This window comes from Bradyrhizobium sp. BLXBL-01 (assembly GCF_051853025.1).
GTDB lineage: Bacteria > Pseudomonadota > Alphaproteobacteria > Rhizobiales > Xanthobacteraceae > Bradyrhizobium.
This window is the reverse complement of sequence record NZ_CP182471.1, coordinates 5,779,233-5,803,823: the sequence shown is the minus strand read 5'-3', so window position 1 is coordinate 5,803,823 and position 24,591 is coordinate 5,779,233. Positions and strand designations below refer to the sequence as shown.

22 protein-coding genes are annotated in these 24,591 nt (G+C 64.9%); 14 read left to right on the top strand and 8 right to left on the bottom strand.

Annotated features, from left to right (window positions below; genetic code table 11):
* Positions 1 to 2: 2 nt before the first annotated feature.
* From ACNJYA_RS26960 to ACNJYA_RS26935, 6 genes are all read right to left on the bottom strand, one after another.
* Complete coding sequence (locus tag ACNJYA_RS26960) at positions 3 to 1,805, bottom strand: gamma-glutamyltransferase family protein (protein ID WP_212254834.1); 1,803 nt, start codon at positions 1,803 to 1,805, stop codon at positions 3 to 5.
* Between the two features lie 87 nt (positions 1,806 to 1,892).
* Positions 1,893 to 2,882 carry an ABC transporter ATP-binding protein gene (locus ACNJYA_RS26955; RefSeq protein WP_212254835.1) on the bottom strand — a complete coding sequence of 330 codons (990 nt, stop codon included), beginning with the start codon at positions 2,880 to 2,882 and terminating at the stop codon, positions 1,893 to 1,895.
* On the bottom strand, positions 2,879 to 3,865 hold the full coding sequence (locus tag ACNJYA_RS26950) for an ABC transporter ATP-binding protein (protein WP_212254836.1): 987 nt from the start codon (positions 3,863 to 3,865) through the stop codon (positions 2,879 to 2,881). Before ACNJYA_RS26950 ends, ACNJYA_RS26955 begins: the two co-directional genes overlap by 4 nt.
* A 13-nt stretch (positions 3,866 to 3,878) precedes the next feature.
* Positions 3,879 to 4,850: an ABC transporter permease gene (locus ACNJYA_RS26945; RefSeq protein ID WP_212254837.1), complete on the bottom strand. Its 972-nt coding sequence runs from the start codon at positions 4,848 to 4,850 to the stop codon at positions 3,879 to 3,881.
* Positions 4,851 to 4,860: 10 nt separating this feature from the next.
* Complete coding sequence (locus ACNJYA_RS26940; protein ID WP_212254838.1) at positions 4,861 to 5,841, bottom strand: ABC transporter permease; 981 nt, start codon at positions 5,839 to 5,841, stop codon at positions 4,861 to 4,863.
* Positions 5,842 to 5,945: 104 nt separating this feature from the next.
* Positions 5,946 to 7,541, bottom strand: coding sequence for an ABC transporter substrate-binding protein (locus ACNJYA_RS26935; protein WP_212254839.1), 1,596 nt, complete (start codon positions 7,539 to 7,541; stop codon positions 5,946 to 5,948).
* A gap of 323 nt (positions 7,542 to 7,864) precedes the next feature.
* On the opposite strand from ACNJYA_RS26935, the gene ACNJYA_RS26930 reads away from it, so the two are divergent.
* The 6 genes from ACNJYA_RS26930 (at position 7,865) to ACNJYA_RS26905 (ending at position 15,598) form a co-directional block, all read left to right on the top strand.
* Positions 7,865 to 8,122: a DUF6489 family protein gene (locus tag ACNJYA_RS26930; RefSeq protein ID WP_172784021.1), complete on the top strand. Its 258-nt coding sequence runs from the start codon at positions 7,865 to 7,867 to the stop codon at positions 8,120 to 8,122.
* Positions 8,122 to 8,922: an esterase/lipase family protein gene (locus ACNJYA_RS26925; RefSeq protein WP_172784022.1), complete on the top strand. Its 801-nt coding sequence runs from the start codon at positions 8,122 to 8,124 to the stop codon at positions 8,920 to 8,922. Before ACNJYA_RS26930 ends, ACNJYA_RS26925 begins: the two co-directional genes overlap by 1 nt.
* Positions 8,923 to 8,967: 45 nt before the next feature.
* A complete protein-coding gene (locus tag ACNJYA_RS26920; RefSeq protein WP_439363829.1) occupies positions 8,968 to 10,518 on the top strand; it encodes a WS/DGAT/MGAT family O-acyltransferase in 1,551 nt (516 codons plus the stop codon).
* 10 nt (positions 10,519 to 10,528) lie between these two features.
* Positions 10,529 to 11,524: an alpha/beta fold hydrolase gene (locus tag ACNJYA_RS26915; protein ID WP_172784024.1), complete on the top strand. Its 996-nt coding sequence runs from the start codon at positions 10,529 to 10,531 to the stop codon at positions 11,522 to 11,524.
* A gap of 132 nt (positions 11,525 to 11,656) precedes the next feature.
* On the top strand, positions 11,657 to 14,893 hold the full coding sequence (locus tag ACNJYA_RS26910) for a bifunctional cytochrome P450/NADPH--P450 reductase (protein ID WP_212254841.1): 3,237 nt from the start codon (positions 11,657 to 11,659) through the stop codon (positions 14,891 to 14,893).
* A gap of 30 nt (positions 14,894 to 14,923) precedes the next feature.
* Positions 14,924 to 15,598 carry a spermidine synthase gene (locus tag ACNJYA_RS26905; protein WP_439363828.1) on the top strand — a complete coding sequence of 225 codons (675 nt, stop codon included), beginning with the start codon at positions 14,924 to 14,926 and terminating at the stop codon, positions 15,596 to 15,598.
* 14 nt (positions 15,599 to 15,612) lie between these two features.
* Here ACNJYA_RS26905 and ACNJYA_RS26900 read toward each other — a convergent pair whose 3' ends face one another.
* The gene (locus tag ACNJYA_RS26900) at positions 15,613 to 16,077 is read right to left on the bottom strand and encodes a nuclear transport factor 2 family protein (protein ID WP_172784027.1); all 465 of its coding nucleotides are present in this window, start codon (positions 16,075 to 16,077) and stop codon (positions 15,613 to 15,615) included.
* Positions 16,078 to 16,199: 122 nt separating this feature from the next.
* On the bottom strand, positions 16,200 to 17,114 hold the full coding sequence (locus tag ACNJYA_RS26895) for an alpha/beta fold hydrolase (RefSeq protein ID WP_439363827.1): 915 nt from the start codon (positions 17,112 to 17,114) through the stop codon (positions 16,200 to 16,202).
* A 162-nt stretch (positions 17,115 to 17,276) separates the two neighbouring features.
* On the opposite strand from ACNJYA_RS26895, the gene ACNJYA_RS26890 reads away from it, so the two are divergent.
* The 8 genes from ACNJYA_RS26890 (at position 17,277) to paaA (ending at position 24,582) form a co-directional block, all read left to right on the top strand.
* The gene (locus ACNJYA_RS26890) at positions 17,277 to 17,657 is read left to right on the top strand and encodes a hypothetical protein (protein WP_439363826.1); all 381 of its coding nucleotides are present in this window, start codon (positions 17,277 to 17,279) and stop codon (positions 17,655 to 17,657) included.
* On the top strand, positions 17,654 to 18,736 hold the full coding sequence (locus ACNJYA_RS26885) for a PHA/PHB synthase family protein (protein ID WP_260382797.1): 1,083 nt from the start codon (positions 17,654 to 17,656) through the stop codon (positions 18,734 to 18,736). Before ACNJYA_RS26890 ends, ACNJYA_RS26885 begins: the two co-directional genes overlap by 4 nt.
* Positions 18,733 to 19,326, top strand: a complete 594-nt coding sequence (locus ACNJYA_RS26880) for a GNAT family N-acetyltransferase (protein WP_172784031.1) — start codon at positions 18,733 to 18,735, stop codon at positions 19,324 to 19,326. The genes ACNJYA_RS26885 and ACNJYA_RS26880 overlap by 4 nt, the downstream gene beginning before the upstream one ends.
* A 219-nt stretch (positions 19,327 to 19,545) precedes the next feature.
* Entirely contained in the window at positions 19,546 to 20,001 is a 456-nt protein-coding gene (locus ACNJYA_RS26875) for a phasin (RefSeq protein ID WP_212254845.1), read from the top strand.
* A gap of 160 nt (positions 20,002 to 20,161) precedes the next feature.
* Positions 20,162 to 21,448: a DUF445 domain-containing protein gene (locus ACNJYA_RS26870; RefSeq protein WP_439363825.1), complete on the top strand. Its 1,287-nt coding sequence runs from the start codon at positions 20,162 to 20,164 to the stop codon at positions 21,446 to 21,448.
* 201 nt (positions 21,449 to 21,649) lie between these two features.
* Positions 21,650 to 22,420, top strand: a complete 771-nt coding sequence (locus ACNJYA_RS26865) for an esterase/lipase family protein (RefSeq protein WP_439363824.1) — start codon at positions 21,650 to 21,652, stop codon at positions 22,418 to 22,420.
* A gap of 226 nt (positions 22,421 to 22,646) precedes the next feature.
* The gene (gene paaX / locus ACNJYA_RS26860) at positions 22,647 to 23,513 is read left to right on the top strand and encodes a phenylacetic acid degradation operon negative regulatory protein PaaX (RefSeq protein WP_271510713.1); all 867 of its coding nucleotides are present in this window, start codon (positions 22,647 to 22,649) and stop codon (positions 23,511 to 23,513) included.
* A gap of 76 nt (positions 23,514 to 23,589) precedes the next feature.
* Positions 23,590 to 24,582 carry a 1,2-phenylacetyl-CoA epoxidase subunit PaaA gene (gene paaA, locus ACNJYA_RS26855; RefSeq protein WP_172784035.1) on the top strand — a complete coding sequence of 331 codons (993 nt, stop codon included), beginning with the start codon at positions 23,590 to 23,592 and terminating at the stop codon, positions 24,580 to 24,582.
* Positions 24,583 to 24,591 lie beyond the last annotated feature (9 nt).

Genomic DNA, 24,591 nt, shown 5'->3' with positions numbered 1-24,591 from the left:
CTTCAGCGCCCCGCCGCGTAGCCCTGCATGCCGCGCGGATTGGCGGCGGCGCGGCGGCGGCGACCGACGCGTGAGGCCGCGGTGAGGCGGCCTTCCGACCAGTCGGGACCGACCTCGACGATATGCCCGCGCTCGCGCAGGTTCCCGATCGTCGCCTTCGGCACGCGGTTCTCGACCACGAGCACGCCGGGACGCGCGGTGCGCGGCCAGAACGAGATCGGGAAATGCTCGGAATGCCAAGCCGGCGCGTCGATCGCTTCCTGGAGATTGAGGTTGCAATGGACGTGACGCAGGAAGAATTGCGTGATCCACTGGTCCTGCTGGTCGCCGCCGGGCGAGCCCCAGGCGAGATAAGGCTCGCCGTCGCGCAGCGCCATGGTCGGAGAGAGCGTCGTGCGCGGCCGCTTGCCCGGCGCGAGCGAGCCCGGTTGGTTCTCCTCCAAATCGAACATTTGTGCGCGGCTGCCGAGGCAGAAGCCCAGTTCGGGAATGACCGGCGAGGATTGCAGCCAGCCCCCCGAAGGCGTCGAGGACACCATGTTGCCAGCCTTATCGATGATGTCGAAATGCACGGTGTCGCCGCGCACCTCGCCGAAGCGCCCCACGGTCGGCTCGCCGGCGCCGAGCGCGCCAACAGCCTCGCGTTGGCCCTCAGCGCGGCGCAGCTTGACTACGCCGCCGAAGCCCTCGACCGCGCCGGGCCGGAGATCGAGCGAAGCCTTGTCGGTGACCAGCTTGCGGCGCTCGTCGTTGTAGGCATCCGACAGCAGCGTCGCGATCGGGATCTCGCTGAACTTGGGATCGCCGTAGAATTTTTCACGGTCGGCGAAGGCGAGCTTGGCGCATTCGATCTGGAGATGGATGAACTCCGGCCCGGTCGGGTCGAGGCCGTCGAGCGCAAAGCCCTTCAGCAGCGCGAGCTGCTGCAGCGTCACCGGCCCCTGGCTCCAGACGCCGGCCTTGCAGACGGTGTAGCGGCCGTAGTCGTAGGTGAGTGGCGCCTCGACCGTCGGCTGCCAGCGCGCCATGTCGTCGGCGGAGAGCACGCCGCGATGCGGCGAGCCGCTGACGTCCATCACCTCCTGGGTCCGGCAGAACTTGTCGATGGCTTCCGCGACGAAGCCTTGCGACCAGGCTTTGCGCGCGCGCTCGATTTCGGCGTCGCGGCCGCCGCCGCCGCTCTCGGCCTCGCTGAGAATACGGGCGTAGGTCGCAGCCAGCGTCTTGTTGGTGAACAGCGTGCCCGGCTTGGGCACTTCGCCGTTCGGCAGGTAGACGGCGGCCGAGGTTGGCCAGTGCTTGCGGAACAATTGCTCGACGGTCTGGATCGTGGCGCAGGCGCGCTCCACCAACGGATAACCGTCGCGGGCATAGGAGATCGCGGGCTCCAGCACGTCGCGCACGCGCATCGTGCCGTAGTCGCGCAGCAGCATCATCCAGGATTCGAAGGTGCCGGGAACGCAGGCGGCAAGCAGGCCCGTGCCCGGCACCATGTCGAGGCCTTCGTTTCTGTAATGCGCGATGGTGGCGCGCGCCGGCGCCGGGCCCTGGCCGCAGATCACCTCGGTGCGGGCGCGCTTGACGTCATGGACGATGACAGGCACGTCGCCGCCGGGACCGTTCAGATGCGGCTCGACCACCTGAAGGGTGAAGGCGGTGGCGACGCCGGCATCGAAGGCATTGCCGCCCTTTTCCAGGATTCCCATGCCCACGGCCGTCGCGATCCAGTGCGTCGAGGCGACGACCCCGAACGTGCCCTCGATCTCGGGCCTCGTCGTGAACGGATCGGGATTGATATTGCCCATGGGACTTCACCACCTTATTTTCGGCGCGCGCAATTGATCACAGGGCCACGCCGCCGCCAAATGCGCAGGCTGCATGGCACGGGCGCGTCACGCCGGGACCGGCGCGGTGTTGACGGCGTGGCAGGCGACGCCGTCGATCAGTTCCGGCGTCTCCCTGCGGCAGAGATCGAACGCCAGCGGGCAGCGCGGATTGAAGGCGCAGCCGGGAGGCGGATTGATCGGATTCGGGATCTCGCCCTTGACCGGAATGCGCTGGCGGCCGCTCATGGCGAGATCAGGCACGGCGCCCAGCAGCATCTTGGTGTAGGGCATGCGCGGATTGGCGAACAGCTCGCGTCCCTCCGCGATCTCGACGATACGGCCGAGATACATCACGCCGACGCGGCTCGCCATGTGGCGCACCACGGCGAGGTTGTGGCTGATGAACATGTAGGTCAGGCCGAACTTGTCCTGGAGGTCGCGCATCAGGTTGAGGATCTGCGCCTGCACGGAGACGTCGAGGGCCGAGGTCGGCTCGTCGCAGACGATGAATTCGGCGTCCGATGCGAGCGCCCGCGCGATCGCGATGCGCTGGCGCTGGCCGCCGGAGAATTCGTGCGGGTATTTCAAGCGGTCGTCCGGATGCAGGCCGACGAGGCTGAGCAGCTCGCCAACGCGGGCCTGGATGTCGCGCTCGCCCTGGATCAGGTCGAAGGCACGGATCGGCTCGGAGATGATGGCATCGACTCGGAAGCGCGGATTCAGGCTCGCATAGGGGTCTTGGAAGATCATCTGGATCCGGCGGCGCAGCTTTCGCCGCGCAGGCGCCTGCCGCGGGTCGGTCATGGAGACGCCGTCGATCAGCACGTCGCCGGAGCTCGGCGGCAGCAGGCCGACGACCATGCGTGCCACCGTGGTCTTGCCAGATCCGGACTCGCCGACCAGGGCAAACGTCTCGCCCTTCCTGATGTCGAAAGTGACGTGATCGACCGCCTTGAGATATTCGAGATGTCCGCCTTCGAGCACACGGTTGAGCCAGGGCTTCGAGACGTCGAAGACGCGGCGCAGGTTTGTGGCCTGGACGAAGGGAGCGCTCATGCCACGCTCTCCGCCGGCACGTCGTCATAGAGGTGGCAGGCGACGGATTGCGCGCCGCGCGGCAGCGGCTCCGGCCGGTCGACCCGGCAGCGATCGAAAGCGAAGGCGCAGCGCGGATTGAACGAGCAGCCGCGCGGGATCGCCGACAGGCGCGGCATGGAGCCCGCGATCTGCACCAGGCGCTTGTCCTCGCCGGCAAGCGTCGGGATCGCGCCCATCAGGCCCTTGGCGTAGGGATGCAGCGGGTTCTTCACGACGTCCTGCACCGGGCCGATCTCGGCGACGCGGCCGGCATACATCACCGCGACGCGGTCCGACGTCTCCGCGATCACGCCCATGTCGTGCGTCACCAGCATCACCGCGGTGCCGTGGTCGCGGCCGAGCCGTTTGATCAGCGAGATAATCTGGGCCTGCACGGAGACGTCGAGCGCGGTGGTCGGCTCGTCCGCGATGATCAGCTCCGGCTCGGCGCAGATCGCGAGCGCAATCACGACGCGCTGGCGCATGCCGCCGGAAAACTCGTGCGGATAGCCGTCGATACGCTTTTCCGGTGCGGGAATGCCGACCTCGGCAAGCAGGTCGATGGCGCGGCGGCGGGCGGCCGACTCCGACAGACTGAGATGGGTGCGGATCGTCTCCACGATCTGGTCGCCGACCTTGTACAGCGGGTTCAGCGATGTCAGGGGATCCTGGAAGATCATCCCGATGCGCTTGCCGCGCACGCGGCGCATCTCCTCCGGCGGCAGATTATCGATGCGCAGGCCCGCGAGATGAATCTCGCCGCCGGCGATGCGGCCGGGCGGATCGATCAGGCCGATTACCGCGAGGCCGGTGACGGACTTGCCGGCTCCGGACTCGCCGACGACCCCGAGCACCTCGCCCTTGGCGATGTCGAAGGAGACGCCGTCGATGGCGCGCAGCGTGCCGCGGCGGGAGGCGAACTCCACGTGAAGATCGCGTACGGAAAGGACGGGTTCGGTCATGGACGAGGCGTATTCATCGAAGCTTCGGATTGAGCGCATCGCGCAGCCAGTCGCCGAGCAGATTGATCGACAGGATCAGCGCCGCGAGCGCGAGCCCCGGGAAGGCGACGATCCACCATTCGCCGGCGAACAGATAATTATTGCCGATGCGGATCAGCGTGCCGAGCGAGGGCATGGTGTCGGGCAGGCCGACGCCGAGGAAGGACAGCGTCGCCTCAGTGATGATGGCGAGCGCGAGGTTGATGGTGGCGATGACCAGGATCGGGCCCATCGTGTTCGGCAGCACGTGCCGCAGCATGATCTTCGGGGCCGGCAGGCCGATCAGCTGCGCGGCGGCCACGTAGTCCTTGTTCTTCTCCACCATCACGGAGCTGCGCACGGTCCGGGCATAGCCCACCCAGAAGCTCAGGCCGATCGAGATCACCAGCACCGCCAGCATGCTGGTGGCGTCCAGCCGGTTGCCGAGGATCGACTTCGCGATGCCGTTGACCAGGAGCGCGATCAGGATGGCAGGGAAGGTGAGCTGCACGTCGGCGATCCGCATGATGACGCCGTCGACTGCGCCGCCGAAATAGCCGGCGATCAGGCCGAGCGCGATGCCGAGCGCGCCGGCGAAGATCACGCCCGCGACGCCCACGGCGAGCGAGATGCGCATGCCATAGAGAATGGCGGAGAACACGTCGCGGCCCTGCTCGTCGGTGCCGAGCAAAAACGGGCTCTGACCGTCCGCGGTCCACAGCGGTGAAATCCGCGAATTCATCAATTGCAATTGTGCCGGATCGAACGGGTTCTGCACCGCGAGCACGGAGGCAAAGATCGCAAGCAGGAAGAACAGGACCGTGATGGCCGCGGCCACCATGGTGAGCTTGGAGCGGCGGAACGAATAGAACAGGTCGCTGTCGAGCGTGCGGCTGAACCAGCCATGCGCGGCCTGCACCGGCTGTGCGCTTTGCTTGTCGGAATTGGAGACGACTGCGTCGGACATGCAGGCTGCCTTATGCGGCGCGACCGACGGTCGAGCGCAGGCGCGGATCGACCACGGTGTAAAGAATGTCCACCACCAGATTGATGGTGACGAAAATCAGTGAAACCATCAGCAGGTAGGCGGCCATGATCGGAATGTCGACGTTTTGCACGGCCTGGACGAACAGAAGCCCCATGCCCGGCCATTGGAACACGGTTTCGGTGATGATCGAAAATGCAATAACCGAGCCAAACTGAAGCCCGGCCACGGTGATCACGGGAATCAGCGTGTTCTTCAGCGCGTGGCCGAAATGGATGGCACGCGTGGTCAGCCCCCTCGCGCGGGCGAAGCGGATATAGTCGGTCCGCAACACTTCCAGCATCTCCGCGCGCACCAGCCGCATGATCAAGGTCATCTGGAACAGGCCGAGCGTGATCGAAGGCATGATCAGTGCCTTCAGTCCCGACACCGTGAGCAGGCCCGTGGTCCACCAGCCGAGCTTGACCACCTCGCCGCGGCCGAACGAGGGCAACCAGCCCAATGTCACCGCGAACAGATAGATCAGGAGAATGCCGATCAGGAAGGTCGGCAGCGAGATGCCGATTAGCGAGACCGCCTGGAATAATTTGGCCAGCACGGTATCGCGCTTGAGCGCCGAATAGACGCCCATCAGGATGCCGCAAACCATTGCAAACACGGTCGCACAGATCGCAAGTTCCAGCGTCGCGGGCATGCGCTCCATCAACAGGGCTGCGACCGGCTGGCGGAACTGGTAGGAGACGCCGAACTTGAACTGCGCCGCATCGGCGAAATAGCGCACGAACTGCACCGGCACGGGGTCGTCGAGGCCGAGCGACTTGCGCACGATCGCACGTTCGGCTGCCGAGGTGTCGATCGAGACGATCTGATTGACGGGGTCGCCGGCGAAACGGAACATCGAGAACGCGATGATGCCGACGGCGAACATGACGCCGATGGCCTGAACGGCGCGGCGAAGCGTGAAAGCGAGCATGCCTTCCACTTTCCTTGGGTGAGCGTACGGCCGACGTCCTTGACGGCCGGAAAAGAAGAGGTCCCGGAAGGCAGATGCCGCCGGGACCTCGTGTTCAACCGATGCTATTCCTTCTTGGTCGACCAGTGGAACATGACGAGATTGTCGGCGCGCTGCGGCAGGTTGACCTTCTTCGAGACTCCCCAGGCCAGCGCCTGCTGGTGCAGCGGGATGTAGGACCAGTCCTTCATGCCGATCTCGTAGGCCTCCTTGATCAGCTGGTTGCGCTTCTCGGCGTCGGTTTCGACCAGCACCTTGTCGGTGATGGCGTCGAACGCCTTGTTGCAATAGCCGCCGAGATTGGCCTCGCCGCGGGAGGATTTCGCATCGTCGCGGCAGCCCATGATGTCGTAGAGCACGTTGTGGGAGTCCATCGTGCTCGGGGTCCAGCCCAGCAGGTAGAACGAGGTCTGGTAGCCGCCCTGCTTCAGCACCTTGGCGAAGTACTGCGCCTTCGGCTGCGCCAGGAGATTGATCTTGACGCCGATGCGGGCGAGCATGCCGACCACGGCCTGGCAGATCGCGGCGTCGTTGACGTAGCGGTCGTTCGGGCAGTCCATGGTGACCTCGAAGCCGTCCGGGTAGCCGGCTTCGGTCAGCAGCTTCTTGGCGCCGTCGGGATCGAATTTCGGGCGCGTGAAGCTCTTGGACAGTGCGAACAGCTCCGGCGCGATCATCAGCGCGGACGGCGTCGACAGGCCACGCATCACGCGCGTCTTGATCAGCTCGATGTCGATCGCCTTGTAGAAGGCCTCGCGGACGCGGGCGTCCTTGAACGGGTTCTTGCCCTTGATGTTGGAGTAGAGCAGCTCATCGCGCATCTGGTCGAAGCCGATGAAGATGGTGCGCAGCTCCGGTCCCTTCAGCACCTGGGCATTCGGGCTGGAATCGACGCGGGAGATGTCCTGGATCGGCACCGGCTCGATGACGTCAACCTCGCCCGAGAGCAGCGCCGCGACGCGGGTGGCGTCGGAGGAGATCGGCGTGAAGATGATCTCCTTCAAGTTGCCTTCGACCTTGCCCCAGTAATTGGGATTGGCCTTGAACACGGTCTTCACGCCGGGCTGGTGGCTTTCGATGATAAAGGGGCCGGTGCCGTTCTCATGGAGCGAGGCGTAGCTCGGCGTGGTCGCCGCTACCGGCGTCGGGTCGACGACGTTGTTCTCCTCGGCCCATTTCTTGTCCATGATGTACCAGACATCCCACGAATTATGCAGGATGGGATTGGGCGAGGGCAGGACGAAATCGACGGTGTAGTCGTCGACCTTGACGACCTTGACGTCGGGCGCAAGACGGGTCTGCATGTTGGACCCCTTCTTGCGGACGCGATCGGCCGAGAACACCACGTCGTCGGCGGTGAAGGGATCGCCGTTGTGGAATTTCACGCCCTTGCGCAGATGAAAGCGCCAGCGGGTCGGCTCCGGAGTTTCCCAGCTTTCCGCCAGTGCCGGAATGATCTTGAGGTCCTTGTCGCGCGCGGTGAGGCCCTGATAGACGTGGCCGAGATGGGCGTGGGTGGTGCTCTCGTTCAGGGTATAGGGATCGAGCGACTTCAGGTCACCCTGATTGGCATAACGTAGCGTCTGGCTGGCTGCTGGCGAGATCGCCAACGCAAGCGTACCGGCGAGCGTCGCCGCAAACAGACTTTGACCGACTGACATTCTTGACCCTCTCCACACTGCCGCGCCGGTGATTTTTGATTGTTCGGCGGGGCTTACTGATCCATGTTGCCCAGAGTTCTCGACCCGTGCAAGCGTCATTCCAGCAAGGAACGCGCCAAGTTGCACCGCTGTGCAGCAATGCTGCCCGGCAATCCCGGGCAGGCCGGCGAGCTTCTGCGCGGGGGCGCGGGCCGGACAATTTGATTGACCATATCGGTCGATCGGGGGAGCCGGTCCTAACGGCTTCCCCTCAGGTCGCTTGCGTTGCAGACCTTCTCGCGGTGATACTCCGACAGGCCGCTCGAATCTCATCTGGAGGGGACATGAAGGTTAACATCGAAATCGACTGCACCCCCCTCGAGGCCCGCCAGTTCTTCGGTCTGCCTGACGTGGGGCCGATGCAGACGGCGGTGATGGACAAGCTGCAGCAGCAGGTGCTCAGTAACATCGAGAAGGTCTCGCCGGAATCGCTGATCCAGAGCTGGTTCACCTTCGATCCCAAGATCGCCGAGCGGTTTCAGGACATGTTCGTCGCGATGGCCGGCCTCGGCGGCCCGCGCAGCGGCGACAAGAAAAAATAGTGTCGCCGGGGCCGGACGGGGCGCTGCAAGAAGGCCGGCTTCGTCCGCCGGGTCTCGGCCTGCTGCTCGCCGAGGCCCGTGGCCTATTCGAGTTGAATGCGAGCCTATTGCTGTCGCCGCTCCTGATGCGGGCGCCGCGCGGCGATGGCCATCCGGTGCTGGCGCTGCCGGGCTTTCTCGCCAGCGACCTCTCGATGGTGCCGCTGCGGCGCTATCTCAGCGAGCTCGGTTATGAGGCGCATGCCTGGCGGATGGGCCGCAATCTCGGCGGGCTCGGGCGCATGCGGGATTCGCTGCGCATGCGCCTGGCCGAAATCCATGCCGCCACGGGACGCAAGGTCAGCCTGGTCGGGTGGAGCCTCGGCGGCGTCTATGCCCGCGATCTCGCGCTTTGGGCACCGGACAAGGTCCGCTACGTCGTCACGCTCGGCAGCCCTTTTGCCAACGACGTACGGGCGACCAACGCGACGCGGCTCTACGAGACGCTGTCCGGCGAGCGGGTCGATGATTTTGTGGAAGCGCGCGAGGCTATCGCCGGCGATCTGCCGGTGCCGGCGACGTCGATCTATTCGCGCGCCGACGGTGTTGTGAACTGGCGGACCTGTCTGCTCCGCCCCTCCGAGCGTGCCGAGAACATCGAGGTGCTGCTGGCGAGCCATATCGGGCTCGGCGTGAACCCGGCGGTGCTGTGGGCCGTGGCGGACCGCCTGGCGCAACCGGAGGGAGACTTCTGGCCATTTGACCGGGCGGGGCCCTTTGCCATTGCATATGCCCCGCCGGAGCGGGCAGTATCGGCCTGACGAGAAGCGCCGCCAAGGCGCCCGTCGAATATACGGGAGGGAACCATGGCTGACGGTAAGAAGCTGTCGTCGCTTGACGCGTCGTTTCTCTATCTGGAAACACCGGAGATGCCGATGCATGTCGGCAGCATGGCGATCTTCCGCCTGCCTGACGACTACAAGGGCGACTTCTTCGAAGACTTCAAGGCGATGATCGTCTCGCGCTTGCACATCGCGCCGATTCTCAAGGCGCGGCTGGAGAAGGCGCCGCTCGACATCGATCATCCCTCCTGGGTCGAGGACGACCAGTTCGACATCGACCGCCACATCTTCCGCGCCAGCCTGCCGCAGCCGCGCGATCGCGCCACGCTCGAGCGCATCGTCGGCTGGATGCATGCCAAGCTGTTGAACCGCGCCCGCCCGCTCTGGGAGTTCTACGTATTCGAGGGCATGAAGGACAACGAGGTCGGGCTCTATTCCAAGATGCACCATGCTGCGATCGACGGCGGCGCCGGTGCGGCGCTGACCAACATGATCTACGACATCTCGCCGATCCCGCGGAAGGTCGATCCGCCGACCGCGGGCAGCAGGCCCGGACAGGAGCCGCGCGACATCGCGGCGAACCTGCTCGATTCCTATCAGCAGCTGTTCAGCCAGCCGCTGGAGGCTTCGCAAGCGGCGAAGAACCTGCAGCTGCCGCGCACCGGCAAGAGCGATATCGGCTCGATCCTGTTCGACAACGCGATGTACCAGATCGAGAGCGCGGTGCGCTTCGCCGGCAACATCCCGACCGTGCTCAAGAGCGTCTCCGACGTGCTCGGCAAGGTCGCCGATCCCAAATCGCGCGAGAGCCTCGCCAGCATGGTGTCGCCGCCGACCATGCTCAACAAGACGATCTCCTCGGAGCGGAGCTTTGCCGGCGTGTCGATCCCGCTGTCGCGGGCCAAGGCGCTGGCCAAGCAGGCCGGCGGCAAGCTCAACGACGTCGTGCTGGCGCTCGCCTCCGGCGTGGTTCGCCGCTATCTCCTGCAATATGGCACGCTGCCGGCGAAATCCCTGACCGCCGCCGTGCCGATCTCGCTGCGTGAGGAGGGCAACACCGAGGCCAACAACCAGGTGTTCGGCATGATCTGCTCGATCGCCACCAACATCGAGGATCCCAAGGCGCGCCTCGAGGCCATCATCGCGCAATCGACCAAGTCCAAGGAGATGTCGCATCCCTTGCGCGCCTTGATGCCGCAGGTCTCCAACATCTCGATGCTGGGCGCGCCGATCATGGTGCAGATCCTGGCGTTGCTCTACAGCCGCTCGAATCTTTCCGACGTGCTGCCGCCCGCGGCCAACATCACCGTGTCCAACGTGCCCGGGCCGCGCCAGACGCTCTATGCCGCCGGCGCCGAGCTCTTGCACATCTTCCCGGTGTCGATCTCGACCCACGGGCAGGCGCTCAACATCACCGTGCAGAGCTATCGCGACCAGCTCGATTTCGGCTTCATCGTCGGCGCCAACATCATTCCGCACGTCCAGGTGATGTGCGACATGCTGCCCGAGGAGTTCGCCGCGCTGGAGGCGGCCTACACGCCGCCGGCCACCGATATCAAGGGCGCTGCGGAGTAAGGAATTTGCAATGATTGAAATGCCCCCGCTCAAGTTCGCGACGACGAACGGAATCCGCATGGGCTATTACGAGGCAGGCCCCGCCGACGACAAGCCGCCGGTCGTGCTGTGCCACGGCTGGCCCGAGCTCGCCTTCTCCTGGCGCCATCAGATCAAGACGCTGAGCGAGGCCGGCATCCGCGTGATCGCGCCCGACCAGCGCGGCTACGGCGCGACCGACCGGCCCGAGCCGGTCGAAGCCTATGACATGGAGCACTTGACCGGCGATCTCGTCGGTTTGCTCGATCATCTCGGAATCGACAAGGCGATCTTTGTCGGTCACGACTGGGGCGGCTTCGTCGTCTGGCAGATGCCGCTGCGGCATCCCACGCGCGTCGCCGGCGTCGTTGGGGTCAACACCCCGCACTGGGACCGCGCGCCGATCGACCCGATCGCGCTGTTCCGCCAGCGCTTTGGCGACCAGATGTACATCGTCCAGTTCCAGGACCCCGCGCGCGGACCGGACAAGATCTTCAGCAGCCGTGTCGAGCAGACTTTTGACGCCTTCATGCGCAAACCGGCCGCGCGCCCTCCGGGTGCGCCCGAGGAACAGCCGATTGCCGGCATTGGTGCTTCGCCCCGCATCAACCTGGCGTTCCCGCAGATGATCGCGAATTACGACGCCAGACATGATCCGCGCACGCCGATCCTGTCGGCTGACGAGAAGAAAGTGTTCGTCGATACATTCACGAAGACCGGTTTTACCGGCGGCATCAACTGGTACCGCAATTTCACCCGTAACTGGGAGCGCGCGAATGGGCTGGACCATCACGTCCACGTGCCGTCGCTGATGATCATGGCCGAGAACGATGCGGTGCTGCCGCCATCGGCGGCCGACGGCATGGAGAAGCTGATCGATGACCTCGAGAAGTATCTGGTGAAGGACAGCGGCCATTGGACGCAGCAGGAGAAGCCGGAAGAGGTCAGCGCCAAGCTGATCGAATGGCGTAGAAGGCGGTTTGGCTAGCGCCCGTCATTGCGAACGCGTCATTGCGAGGAGCGGAGCGACGAAGCAATCCAGACTGCCTCCGCGGATATATTTCTGGATTGCTTCGCTTCGCTCGCAATGACGACATTGAGGCAGGGGGACTACATTTCGATGTCATCCAAGAACCGTCTGGACCCGATTCCGCAGCCGCCGACCAAACCGGTGGTCGGCAACATGCTGTCGCTGGACGCGGCCGCTCCCGTGCAGCACCTGACGCGGCTGGCCAAGGAGCTCGGTCCGATCTTCTGGCTCGACATGATGGGCTCGCCGATCGTCGTCGTCTCCGGCCACGATCTCGTCGACGAGCTCTCGGACGAGAAGCGGTTCGACAAGACGGTGCGCGGCGCGCTGCGGCGTGTGCGTGCGGTCGGCGGCGACGGCCTGTTCACCGCCGACACCCGCGAGCCGAACTGGAGCAAGGCGCACAACATCCTGCTGCAGCCCTTCGGCAACCGCGCCATGCAGTCCTATCACCCGAGCATGGTCGACATCGCCGAGCAGCTCGTCCAGAAATGGGAGCGGCTCAACGCCGACGACGAGATCGACGTCGTCCATGACATGACAGCGCTGACGCTGGATACGATCGGCCTGTGCGGCTTCGAGTACCGCTTCAATTCGTTCTACCGGCGCGACTACCATCCTTTCGTCGAGTCGCTGGTGCGCTCGCTCGAAACCATCATGATGACGCGCGGCCTGCCGTTCGAGCAGCTCTGGATGCAGAAGCGCCGCAAGACGCTGGCCGAAGACGTCGCCTTCATGAACAAGATGGTCGACGAGATCATCGCCGAGCGGCGCAAGAGCGCGGAGGCCATCGACGACAAGAAGGACATGCTCGCCGCGATGATGACCGGCGTCGACCGTTCCACCGGCGAGCAGCTCGACGACGTCAACATCCGCTACCAGATCAACACGTTTCTGATCGCAGGGCACGAGACCACCAGCGGCCTGTTGTCCTATACGCTCTATGCGCTGCTCAAGCATCCGGACATTCTCAAGAAGGCCTATGACGAGGTCGACCGCGTCTTCGGTCCCGACGTCAACGCCAAGCCGACCTATCAGCAGGTCACGCAGCTCACCTATATCACGCAGATCCTGAAAGAGTCGCTGCGGCTGTGGCCGCCGGCGCCGGCCTACGGCATCTCGCCGCTGAACGACGAAACCATCGGCGGCGGCAAGTACAAGCTCAGGAAGGGAACGTTCGTCACCATCCTGGTGACGGCGCTGCATCGTGATCCCAGCGTGTGGGGTCCCAACCCCGACGCGTTCGATCCCGAGAATTTCAGCCGCGAGGCGGAGGCGAAACGGCCGATCAATGCCTGGAAGCCGTTCGGCAACGGCCAGCGCGCCTGCATCGGCCGTGGCTTCGCCATGCACGAGGCCGCGCTCGCGCTCGGCATGATCCTGCAGCGCTTCAAGCTGATCGACCATCAGCGCTACCAGATGCATCTGAAGGAGACGCTGACGATCAAACCGGAAGGCTTCAAGATCAAGGTGCGGCCGCGTGCCGATCGCGAGCGCGGCGCCTATGGCGGGCCCATTGCAGCTGCGTCCGCGGCGCCAAAGGCGCAGCGCCAGCCCACCACGCGGCCCGGCCACAACACGCCGATGCTGGTGCTCTACGGCTCCAATCTCGGCACCGCCGAGGAGCTCGCAACGCGCATGGCCGATCTTGCCGAGATCAACGGCTTTGCCGTGCATCTCGGCGCGCTCGACGATTATGTCGGCAAGCTGCCGCGGGAGGGCGGCGTGCTGATCATCTGCGCCTCCTACAACGGCGCGCCGCCCGACAATGCCACGCAATTCGTCAAATGGCTCGGCAGCGATTTGCCGAAGGATGTCTTCGCCGGCGTGCGCTACGCCGTGTTCGGCTGCGGCAACAGCGACTGGGCTGCGACCTATCAATCGGTGCCGCGCTTCATCGACGAGCAATTGTCGAAGCACGGCGCGCGCGCGGTCTATCCGCGCGGCGAGGGCGATGCGCGCAGCGATCTCGACGGCCAGTTCCAGAAATGGTTCCCCGCAGCCGCGCAAGTCGCGACCAAGGAATTCGGCATCGACTGGAACTTCACCCGGACCGCCGAGGACGATCCGCTTTACGCGATCGAGCCTGTCGCGGTGACCGCGGTCAACACCATCGTCGCCCAGGGTGGCGCGGTGGCGATGAAGGTGCTGGTCAACGACGAGCTCCAGAACAAGGCCGGACCTTATCCATCGGAGCGCTCGACGCGCCACATCGAGGTGGAGCTGCCGGCCAACGTCGCCTATCGCGTCGGCGACCATTTGAGCGTCGTCCCGCGCAACGATCCGACGCTGGTGGATTCAGTTGCCCGCCGCTTCGGCTTCCTGCCGGCCGATCAGATCAGGCTCCAGGTGGCTGAAGGCCGGCGCGCGCAATTGCCGGTCGGCGCGGCCGTGTCGGTCGGCCGCCTGCTCAGCGAGTTCGTCGAGCTGCAGCAGGTGGCGAGCCGCAAGCAGATCCAGATCATGGCCGAGCACACCCGCTGCCCCGTCACCAAGCCGAAGCTGGTGGCCTTCGTCGGCGAGGAGGCGGAGCCGCTCGAGCGTTATCGCACCGAGATCCTCGCCAAGCGCAAATCGGTGTTCGACATGCTGCTCGAGTATCCGGCCTGCGAATTGCCGTTCCACGTCTATCTCGAAATGCTCTCGCTGCTGGCGCCGCGCTATTACTCGATCTCGTCCTCGCCGTCGGTCGACCCGGCGCGTTGCAGCGTCACGGTCGGCGTGGTCGAGGGGCCGGCGGCCTCCGGCCGCGGTACCTACAAGGGCATTTGCTCGAACTATCTCGCCAACCGGCGGCCGGGCGATACGATCTATGCCACCGTGCGCGAGACCAAGGCAGGCTTCCGCCTGCCGGATGATCCATCCGTGCCGATCATCATGATCGGTCCGGGCACGGGACTTGCGCCGTTCCGCGGCTTTATCCAGGAGCGCGCCGCGCGCAAGGCGAAAGGGACCACGCTCGGCCCGGCCGTGCTGTTCTTCGGCTGTCGCCATCCCGATCAGGATTTTCTCTATGCGGACGAGCTGAAAGCGCTGGCGGCTGCTGGCATCACCGAGCTGTTCACCGCATTCTCGCGCGCGGACGGGCCGAAGACCTATGTGCAGCACGTGCTCGCCGCGCAGAAGGACAAGGTCTGGCCGCTGATCGAGCAGGGCGCCATTATCTATGTTTGCGGCGATGGTGGAAAAATGGAGCCCGACGTGAAGGCGGCGCTCATCGCGATCCAGCGCGAGAAGAGCGGCAGCGATGCTGCCGCCGGCGCCCGGTGGATCGAGGAGATGGGCGCGAACAACCGCTATGTGCTGGACGTCTGGGCGGGCGGGTGATTGCTCGCGCTTTCGTGCTAAAGCACTCCCATGATTCCCTGGGAAAAGCTCGACACCGCCAAAATCCCCGGTTCCGACGAGGAGCTCCGCCTGATGCGGCGGGGCAAGGAGTTCTCCATCAAGCTCGGCACCAACGAGCTGATGAACAGCCGCCTGTCGGGGTCGGAAGCGGCGCTCGCCACGCTTGCCGCGAAGCAGATCGAGAAAGTCGCAAAACCCGTCGTTCTCATCGGCGGTCTCGGCATGGGTTTCACGCTACGTGCGGCGCTGGCCGTGCTCGGAGCCCAGGCGAAGATCGTCGTCTCCGAGTTGGTCCCGTCGGTCGTCGCCTGGGCGCGGGGTCCGATGGCGGAGGTGTTCGGCGACAGCCTCGATGATGCCAGGGTGAGCATTCGCGAGATCGACGTCGGCGAAGTCATCCGGGCGAAGCGTTCGGCTTTCGACGCCATCCTGCTCGACGTCGACAACGGGCCCGAGGGACTGACCCGGAAGGGCAATGACGCGCTCTACGATGCGAGCGGGCTGCAGGTCGCGAAGACGGCGCTGCGGCCGGGAGGCGTGCTGGCCGTCTGGTCGTCGGGACCCAATCCGGAGTTCACAGGGCGTCTCAAGCGCGCCGGCTTCGACGTCAACGAAGTCAACGTTCGCGCCACCGGCAGAGGCGGCGGCGCGCGCCACATGATCTGGATCGCGCGGAAGGGCTAGGCAACGACCCAAGGCTAGAACATCGTGTTGCCGTTCGCGGGGTTTTCAGGAATCTCCTGAACGACGTCCCAGTGCTCGACGATCTTGCCGTTCTCCAGCTTGAAGATGTCCACGATTGCGCGGCCCCTGGTGCCGGGCTCGCGAACGGAATGAACGTGCAAGATGACGAAGTCACCCTCCGCAAAACTGCGCTTGATCTCGCTGCGCGAGTTCGGAAACTTCTCGCGCAGGAAGCCGATGAACTTCCGGAAGCCGTCGGGCCCGTCGGGAGCGGTTGGATTGTGCTGGACGTAGCGGTTGCCGACATAGGCGAGGGCGGCGTCGGCGTCCTTCTGATTGAGGCCTTTCTCATAGAAGGCCAGCACGGTTTGGCGGTTGGCTTCTTCCTGCGCGCTGGCGGCCATCGCGTCGCCGCCGGCAAGAGACAATATGAGAATGGAAGCGGCCATCATTGCCGCGGATCGGATGATGAAATTCATGTGAGCTCCGAGAGGCCGCAGCCTCTGTTTGGCGTCTGAGACGGCCTGTATAGCCTTCATCGGAACCCACGTTAAGACAGGCACCGGCAGCTCACATGGTCACCGAGAGGAGACTGGCCGGCCTAGGCCGCCTGCGCCGCCGAGCCGTGCGCGTGCTTGTCGATAGCATCGATGATCTCCGGCCAGAAGCGCATGGGCAGCGCGTGGCCCATGCCCTCGATCATCAGCAGCTTTGCGTTCGAGATCGACGCGGCCGTGTCCTTGCCGCCTTCGGGGCGGACCAACGGATCGACGGTGCCGTGAATCACGAGCGTCGGAACCTTCACGGCGTGCAGCCGCTCCTTGCGGCTGCCGGAGGCAAGCACGGCGCGGAGCTGACGGCCGACGCCGGCCGGGTTGAGCCCGCGTGCGAACACGCGCTCGGCGCGGCCAGGGTCGAGCGCTTCCTCTTCCGGGAAGTGCCCGGCGCGCAACACGTTCCAGGTCTGGCCGTAGCGGACGATGAACTCCTCCTTGCTGCGCGGCGGCGGCGCCATCAGCATCGCGGCGGCCTCGCGGGTCGGGGGCGGCACGCGCGGATTGCCCGTCGTCGACATGATCGAGGTCAGCGAGCGCACGCGGTGCGGAAACGACAGCGTCACCTCCTGCGCGATCATGCCGCCCATGGACGCCCCGACGAGATGCGCCGACTTGATGCCGAGCGCATCCATCAGGCCGACCGTGTCCTTGGCCATGTCGATCAGCTTGTAGGTGGCGGCCACGGGGATCCGCAAGAAGCGCAGCTTCAGCAGCTCGAACGGCGTCAGGCGCTTGCCGCCGCTGAGATGGCTCGACTTGCCGATATCGCGGTTATCGAAACGGATCACGCGGAAGCCGCGGGCGGCGAGCTGCTCGCAGAACGCATCGTCCCAATGGATCATCTGTGCGCCAAGGCCCATGATCAGCAGCAACGGCTCGGCATTGTCGTTGCCGAAGATCTCGTAGCAGATGTCGATGCCGTTGGCGCGGACGGTCTGGGGCGGCTGATGGGCGGTCACGGGTCCCTCCTGCTGACCGATGCTGTATCGCACGGTTTCGTTCCGCGAAGAAGCGGCGTGTCCGACGCCGCGCCTGCTGCTTGCCGGTTGACCGGCACCGCGCAACGGTGTGGTATGGCGGGACAAGAAGGGTGCAAAGCCCTCCGCATTGGGAGGACGCTGATGACCGACAAGATCACCGATCCGGTCGCCTTGTGGCAGAAGATGGTTGGCGAAATGGAGAAGGGTTTCAACTCCTTCGCGACCAAGGCGATGGAGACGCCCGAATTCTCGCAGGCCATGAACCGCGCCGGCGGCGTTGCTGCAGGTGCTCAGAAGCAATTCGGCGATCTCATGGAGAAATACCTGCTCTCGATGAACCTTCCGAGCCGCGAGCAGATGACCGGCATCGCGGAACGGCTCCAGTCGATCGAAGGCCAGCTCGGCGAGATCAAGTCGATGCTGAGCCAGATGTCGGCCAATTCGGGCGCGCAGCAACCCGGCGCGGCGCCGCGGCCGCCGCGCACCAAGCGTCCGCCGTCCGAAGACGGAGACCAAAAATGAACGCGCCGGCGGGACTTGATCTTGCCTCGATCCCGGAGCGCATCCAGTCCGAGGTGCAGCGCGCGATTCAGCGCAGCATCAAGGGCGTCGAATATTTCTCGACCTCGGGCCCCACGCTCGGCTCGACGCCAAAGGATGTGCTGCATTCGCGCGGCACGATGAGCCTCTATCACTATCGGCCGATGTCGGATGAGATCTACCGCGTGCCGGTGCTGATCGTGATGGCCACGACCAACCGCGGCTACATCCTCGATCTCGTGCCCGGCCAGAGCTTCATCGAGTTCCTGCTGAGGCGCGGCTACGACGTCTACATGCTGGACTGGAGCGCGCCGCGGCCGGAGGAGAAGAGCCTGCGCATGGAGGACTATGTCCTCGACTTCATCCCCGATTGCGTCCGCCGCGTGCAGGCCGATTCCGGCGAGCAGGACGTCTCCGTCATCGGCTATTGCTTCGGCGGCGTGCTGTCGCTGCTCTACGGCTCGATCCACCAGGACGGGCCGATGAAGAACCTGATCTGCTTCACCACGCCGATCGATTTCCGCGAGATGAAGCTGTTCTCGAATTTCTCCGACCGCCGCTATTTCGACGTCGACCACCTCGTCGACAGCGTCGGCAACGTGCCGCCGGAGATGATCCTGTCCTCATTCGAGATGCTGCGCCCGGCCTCGCGCACGGTGAGCCAGATCCAGCTCTGGGAAAACATCTGGAACGACGAGTTCGTGAAGTCGTACCGCATGTTCGACCGCTGGGCGACCGACACGCTGCCGCTGGCCGGCGAATATTTCCGCACCATCACCAAGGACCTGATGTGGGACAACAAGCTGTTCAACGACACCATGTCGGTCGGAGGTCGCGCGGCGAAGCTCGAGAACATCACAGTGCCGATCCTGCATGCGGTCGCCGAGCACGACCACATCGTGCCCTATGACGCCGCCAAGCACCTGATCGCCAAGATCGGCTCGACTGACAAGGAAGAGGTGATGCTGAAGGGCGGTCACGTCTCGCTCGTTGCCGGCGCCAATGCGGTGAAGCGGCTGTGGCCGAAACTGGATTCCTGGCTGGGAAAGAGATCGACATGAGCGAGCAGCGTTCCTATCCGCGCCACGTCAAGACCGACGCCGGCGATATCGAGATCCGCCTGATGTCGCCCGCGGACGAGGCCGCCGTGCTGGCCTTCGGCAAGGGCCTGCCGACCCATGATCTGCTGTTCCTCCCCCGCAACATCAGCGAGCCGAAGGTGCTCTCCGCCTGGGTCAAGGAGATCGAGCGGGGTGCGATCACGAGCCTGCTCGCGGTCAGGGATGACAAGGTCGTCGGCTGCGGCACGCTGGTGCGTGATCCCCATTCCTGGTCGCCTCATGTCGGCGAGATCCGCATGGTGGTTTCGCCCGAGGTCCGCGGCAAGGGCGTGGGCAAGGCGTTGTCGCAGGAGACCTTTGCCCTCGCGCTCGGGGCAGGCCTGGAAAAGCTCTCGGTCCAGATGACGGTGGATCAGCAGGCAGCGATCGCCTTGTTCGAGAGCCTCGGCTTCAAGGCCGAGGCCCTGCTGCGGGACCATGTGCGGGACGTCGACGGCAAGACCCATGACATCGTCGTGCTCGGCCATAACATTGCGCAGGTCCAGGCTCAGATGGAGGCCTATGGGCTGCCAGGCGCCGTCCAGCACTAGCAGCGCCGTCCGGCATTAGGGCCGGATCGGGCCGATTCTGAGCCCAATGGCTAGGGAGGCACCACGATGCCTCCGGCTAAGGCTCTTCACGATTTCGTGATATCGCAGTGCAATACGAATATTGCATCGCACAATTAACCGTGCCATATAAGCCGTGCCCCGGGCCAATGCGGACGGGGTGAGCCCATAGCTCAGACCTTTGAGGATGGAGAGAACCCCATGACCACTGAAACCAACACCGCTTTCGAGGGCTTCAAGGACGCTTTCAAGAACATCCAGAACCTGGAAGTTCCCGAGGCCGCCCGCGAATTCGTCAAGAAGACCGCCAACACCGCCAAGGACCGTGCTGCCGAGGTGTTCGCTGGCTCCGAGCGCGTGACCGCCGCCGTCGAGAACGCGGTGACCGAGTCCGTCACCGAGGCCGGCAAGATCAGCCGCAACATCCAGCAGGCGATCTATGAGGACGCCGAGGCGTTCTTCTCGGGCATCGACAAGCTCGCGTCCGCCAAGTCGGTCAGCGAAGCCGTCGAGATCCAGTCGAGCATGCTCCGCGCCCGCGGTGAAGTGTTCGTCTCGCGCGCCAAGGCGACCGCCGACTATCTCGGCAAGCTCGCCGCCAACGGTGCGAAGTCCGCTCAGGACAACTTTGCCAAGGTCTACAACAAGACCGCCTGATCTGGTGCCTGAGCACAAACTGAATTTGAGGCCCGCTTCGGCGGGCCTTTTGTTTGGCGCCGCCGTCATTGCGAGCGAAGCTAAGCAATCCAGAGTCTTTCCGCGGAGGCAGACTGGATTGCTTCGCTTCGCTCGCAATGACGAGTACTGTGATGCAGTCATGGACTCATCTGCCACCTTCTCCTTCGACACTCCGGGCGATGCCGAACGAGCGGCCGAGCTGCGCCGCGTGAAAGCGCTGGCGACGTTGGTGCTGGCCTCGACGCTGGCACTGTTCGTCTTCGCAAAGTGGCTGCTGCCCGTGCATCCCGTGTTCGGCTTCATTGCCGCCTTCGCCGAAGCTGCGACCATCGGCGGGCTCGCCGATTGGTATGCGGTGGTAGCGCTGTTCAAGCGGCCGCTCGGCCTGCCGATCCCGCACACCGCGATCATCCAGAGCAACCAGGCCCGCATCGCCGACAAGCTCGGCGAATTCATCCAGGTGCATTTCCTGGAGGCGGGTCCCGTCGAGGCCAAGCTGAAAGAGATCGATTTCGGCTCCTTCGTTGCCGACTGGCTGCGCGACCGCAAACGCAGTGACGACCTTGCGCGCTTCGCACTGCGTCTGTTGCCGGAGGCGGTGTCGGCAACCGAAAGCTCCGGCCTGATGACCTTCATCATCCGCCGCATGTCCTCACAGCTCCAGGCGATCGACCTCGCGCCGCTCGCGGCCGGCACGCTGCGGGGCTTCGTCGCGGAGGGACGGCACCAGATCCTGTTCGACGATCTCCTGCGCGTGATGCACGAGACCTTGAACCAGACAGAGACGATGGCGATGATCCGCGAGAAGGTGCGCGCGGAATTGCCGACCCTGCTCAAGCTCTATCGCGCCGACAAGTTTCTGGTGAACAAGATCGTGGCCTCCGCGACGGCCTTCTTCAACGAAGTGCGCAGCGATCCCAAGCATCCGTTCCGCGGCGAGTTCGACCGCATGGTGCTGGGCTTCGTCGACCGGCTCGGCACCGACCAGGCCTATATCGACCGCATTGACGGCTTGAAGCGCGATCTTCTGGCGCGGCCGGAGCTTGCCGACCTCGCCCGCACCGTCTGGGCCAATACGCGCTCCTTCATCGAGCGCAGCGCGAGCGGCGAGACGCAGGTGCTGCAACATCATCTCGCCGGGATGTTCGTCTCCGCCGGCGAGGCGCTCGCCAGCGATGCCGAGCTGCGCGGCGAGATCAACAAGGGTCTCGTGACCGTGCTGCGCAGCTTCGTCGCGGACCAGAAGAGCGGCGTCTCGACCTTCATCTCCGATCAGGTCAAGGCGTGGAATATGACGCAGCTGATTTCGCTGATCGAAATCAACATCGGCCGCGACCTGCAATACATCCGCTTCAACGGCTCGTTGATCGGTGGGCTCGCCGGGCTCGTGCTCTACACCGTAGAATCCCTGCTCCGATTGTTGTGACTTTTGCGTCACGGCCGTTAGCATTAACGCGCGGGCCTATTGTCGCCTCGCGTCTGTCCCGCTTGAATATCGGGAACCGGCCGCCTAGCTGATTCCTGTTGCGCTGCGGAACGATCAAGAAGCCGGTGCATTGGAATTCACGCCGATTTGCCGGTCTCGCTGCCGGCGGCCTTTCCAGGATTCTTCCCAGGGGAAACATTGATGACCGCAACTGCCCAGATGCTGCGCCCGCCGTCCCGCACCTTGATGTTTCTGGAGGGGCGCGCGATCCACGAATTCGGCGCATTCCTTGGCGCGCTGCCGCTGTTGAGCCTTGCGCCGCGCGGCGATGGGCATCCGGTGCTGGTGCTTCCGGGCCTCGTGGCGTCCGATGTCTCGACACGCGCGCTGCGCGCGTTTCTGGCCAGCAAGGGCTATGCGGTCAGCGGCTGGCGCCAGGGGCGCAACTATGGCCTGCGCGAGGGCGTTCAGGACGCCATGGTCGATCTGGTCCATGAGCTCAGCGACACGCACAGCCGCAAGATCAGCCTGGTCGGCTGGAGCCTCGGCGGCCTCTATGCGCGCCAGCTCGCCAAGATGATGCCCGAGCGCGTGCGCCAGGTGATCACGCTCGGCAGCCCCTTTGCCGGCGATCCGCGCTCGACCAATGCCTGGCGCGTCTATGAATGGGCGAGCGGACGCAAGGCCGACGAGGTCGATCCGCGTTTTGGCGGCGAGCTCGCCGTGCCGCCGCCGGTGCCGACCACCGCCATCTTCAGCCGCTCCGACGGCGTCTGCGCCTGGCAGGGCTGCATGGAGAAGTCGGGCGCGCAGACCGAGAGCATCGAGGTCGAAAGCAGCCATTGCGGCATGGGCCATCATCCCGCCGCCGTCTATGCCGTGGCCGATCGCCTCGCGCAGAAGGAAGGCCAGTGGCGCCCGTTCGATCGCAGCGGCTGGCGCAGCCTGGCCTATCCCGACCCGCATCGGTGATGTCTTGCCTCTCCCCGCCTGCGGGGAGAGGCCGGATTGCATCGGAGATGCAATCCGGGTGAGGGGGACTCTCCGCGAGTCTGTCTGTCACTGAGTTTGCGGATGCTGCCCCTCACCCCAGCCCTCTCCCCGTAAGAACGGGGAGAGGGAGAAGATCGAAAGCTCTCGGGAAAGCATCGCTCCCCCTCCATTGTCGCAGCCGCACCAAACGCGCTATGGCTCGTGCATGGCGCATCCGCTCTCCCGCATCATCGACCAGCTCAAGCGCGAGCCCTCGCGCACCGGCTCCATCGTCATCACCGTATTCGGCGACGCCATCGTGCCGCGCGGTGGTTCGGTGTGGCTCGGCACGCTGCTGGAATTCTTCGAAAGCCTGGATATCGACAGCGGCGTGGTGCGCACCGCGATGTCGCGGCTTGCGGCCGACGGCTGGCTGGCGCGCGAGAAGGTCGGCCGCAACAGTTTCTATCGCCTGGCGGACAAGGGCCGCCAGACGTTCGAGGCCGCGACGCGCCACATCTACGATCCGCCGCCGTCCGACTGGAGCGGGCGCTTCGAGCTGCTACTGATCGGCAATGGCGAGGACCGCGACGCCTCGCGCGAAGCGCTGCGCAATGCTGGCTTCGGCAGCCCGCTGCCGGGCGTGTGGGTGGCGCCGTCAGGTGTGCCGATGCCGGAGGAGGCAGCGGGCGCGATCCGCCTCGAGGTCTCCGCGGAGGATGACAGCGGCCGCCGTCTGCTCAGCGCGAGCTGGCCGCTCGATCGCACCGCCGATGCCTACCTGAAATTCATGAAGACCTTCGAGCCGCTGCGCGCCGCGATCGCGCGCGGCACCGATTTGTCCGACGCCGACGCCTTCACCGCGCGGATCCTCTTGATCCACTATTACCGCCGCGTCGTGCTGCGCGATCCGCTGCTGCCCGACAGCCTGCTGCCGCCGGATTGGCCGGGCAGGGCTGCCCGCGAACTCTGCGGCGCGATCTACCGTGCGCTGCTTGCTCCGTCCGAACAATGGCTCGACGGCCATGGAACCAATGAAAAAGGGGCGTTGCCGGCGGCGCGAAAGCTGCTGGAACGGAGGTTCGGCGCCTGAGCGTTATGTTACAGAAATATCTTGCATGACGTAAATCTTGTTATATATTATCTCCCAATAAAACGGGAGGATGCGCATGTACACCCAGGCGCTGAACACGGCCGAGACCGCTGACCGCGATCTGGAGGACGCCGGCAAGGCTGCGCAATTCCAGGCCCGCATCGATGCCGAGGAGCGCATCGAGCCGAACGACTGGATGCCGGCGGCTTATCGCAAGACGCTCACCCGCCAGATCTCCCAGCACGCCCATTCCGAAATCGTCGGCATGCTGCCCGAAGGCAACTGGATCACGCGCGCGCCGACCTTGCGCCGCAAGGCCGCGCTGCTCGCCAAGGTGCAGGATGAATGCGGCCACGGCCTCTATCTCTACGCCGCCGCCGAGACGCTCGGCTCCTCGCGTGAGGAGCTGGTCGACGCCATGCTCGCGGGGAAAGCAAAGTACTCCTCGATCTTCAACTATCCGACGCTGACTTGGGCGGACATCGGCACGATCGGCTGGCTGGTCGACGGCGCCGCGATCATGAACCAGATCCCGCTGTGCCGCTGCTCCTACGGACCCTATGCGCGTGCGATGATCCGCGTCTGCAAGGAGGAGTCGTTCCACCAGCGCCAGGGCTATGAGATCATGGTGACGCTGTGCCGCGGCTCGGAGGAGCAGAAGGCGATGGCGCAGGATGCACTGAACCGCTGGTGGTGGCCGGTGCTGATGATGTTCGGTCCCCCGGATGCGACGAGCCAGCACAGCGACACCTCGACGAAGTGGAAGATCAAGCGCTTCTCCAATGACGAACTGCGCCAGAAGTTCGTCGACGCCACCGTGCCCCAGGCGCAATATCTCGGCCTCACCATTCCCGATCCCGGCATGATTCAGGATGCCGACGGGCACTGGCGCTACAGCGAGATCGACTGGAGCGAGTTCAAGCAGGTGCTCGCCGGCAACGGCCCCTGCAACCGCGAGCGCATCGCCGCGCGCCGCAAGGCGCATGAGGAGGGCGCCTGGGTGCGCGAGGCGGCCGCCGTCTATGTCGCCAAGCGCGCCCAGCGTCAGACCGCCCAAGCTGCAGAATAGGAGATCGAA